Origin of the sequence: Psychrobacter urativorans, assembly GCF_904846695.1 — a bacterium.
GTDB lineage: Bacteria > Pseudomonadota > Gammaproteobacteria > Pseudomonadales > Moraxellaceae > Psychrobacter > Psychrobacter urativorans.
Genome location: NZ_CAJHBR010000055.1, coordinates 1 through 1,615 on the forward strand (window position 1 = coordinate 1; position 1,615 = coordinate 1,615).

The 1,615-nt window shown below is 39.3% G+C and carries 1 protein-coding gene and 2 pseudogenes; 1 reads left to right on the forward strand and 2 read right to left on the reverse strand.

Going from position 1 to position 1,615, the window contains the following annotated elements:
• Positions 1–660, forward strand: a pseudogene (locus tag JMY09_RS14305) (potassium/proton antiporter); the annotation flags it as partial.
• Between the two features lie 323 nt (positions 661–983).
• Here the strand turns inward: JMY09_RS14305 and JMY09_RS14310 are convergent.
• Positions 984–1,526 (reverse strand): IS630 family transposase, encoded by a 543-nt coding sequence (locus tag JMY09_RS14310; protein ID WP_406947605.1) that lies wholly within the window; start codon positions 1,524–1,526, stop codon positions 984–986.
• Positions 1,477–1,615 (reverse strand): annotated as a pseudogene (locus JMY09_RS14625) (IS630 transposase-related protein); the annotation flags it as partial. The pseudogene JMY09_RS14625 and the gene JMY09_RS14310, both read right to left, overlap by 50 nt.

Genomic DNA, 1,615 nt, shown 5'->3' on the forward strand with positions numbered 1-1,615 from the left:
GTCTTATCGTTGGTGTTACAAGGGACGACCATTCCTTTTATGGCCAATCTGTTTAAGGTGCGTATTCCTAACAATAAGGGCCCAAAAGAAGAGCATGAAGTGTGGGTGTCAGATAGAGCAAGTATTACGTTGTATGAATTTGAAGTAAAGTTAGGCGCGTTTGCAATTGGTCGTCATCCGAGGGATATATCTACGCGTATCAGCCCTGAAGGAATCCATGTTTTTGCCTTGGTGCGTGGTCAGCAAATCTTGGCAATTAATGAAAAGACTAAGCTCAAATTTGGCGATAGCGTATGGTATGCCATGAGTGGCGATTATGCCGATCAGATTGCGACTGTCTTTAATGACACTACGTTAGACCGTAGAGCCATCGATGATTTTTATGGCGATTGGATGCTATCGCCGAGTGTCAAACTTAAAGATGTGCCTTTCTTTACCGATAGGATGAAATTCGAATCTCTAGAAGATACCCTGAACACGAAAAATATGTGGGAACAAACGGTTGCTGAATATATTAAGGATAGCTTAAAGATGGCACCCGTAGCAGGCGATACGGTTGTGATTAATAAGGAGTGGTTATTAGTCATTAAAGAAGTTGACGGCCAAGGAAGACTGAGAACGATTGGACTAAAACAACTAGAAAAGCCAGCAGTGGCATAGTATCTATTATTAGACATAATATGGACTATTAGCTGAAAGGCAACCATTTAAGACAATTAATAGTCCTGCGAACATTGTCCATTTTAGGTAACTTATTAGCTCAAATTATGGTCTGTTTTACTGGTCTCGCTAGGGTATACCCAAAATAGCAAAATTTTATTTGTGAGAGGAATTCGCATTTTTCTAAGTAAGGCTAATACAGAAGCTAAACTACGTAGCATACATAATTCTATTTAATCAGTGTCTTATGCTTAGAATTATTATCAATATATGTTATTTTAGTAGCCAAAGCATAAAAAACACAGTGACAATTCTGCATATAGTTAAGTCTTTATAAAATCGATACAGCCCATATCATGAAACAGTTTAGGTAGATTATTCTCCATCCATCCTTGGCGTAGAAACTTAGCCTGTGCCCATTTTTTCTCGATAGGGTTTAGATCAGGGCTGTACGGCGGCAGCCATAAAATACGATGACCATGTCTATTAAGTAGCTTTTGAATACGCTTACTCTTATGAAATCGAGCATTATCCATGACAATCACGCATTTAGTTTTAAGACTTGGGATTAGCGTGTATTTGCACCAGTGGTAGAATATGCTGCTGTTAATATTGTGTTCAAAGTAATCAAGCGCAAATAGCATTTTTTCATAGAGAGCTCCGATGACATTAGTACGTCTCGAAGCTTGCCAGTTGTAGCTATCGATACAGGGTTTACCAATCGGTGCATAGCCATGAGAACGAATGGTTTTAGCCTCAAAGCCGCTTTCATCCATATAGACAATGGGATAGCCTTGCTGCGTAAAGCGATCAAGCCTACTCTGGAATATCGCTCTTTTTATCGGACACGCTTTTGGATGTTCCAAGGTCTTTTTTTTGACTGATACCAAGACGCTTTAAAGCATTAAAGATGCCCGTTTTACTACAGTTCAAGCGACGAGCTCTTTCATAGTTA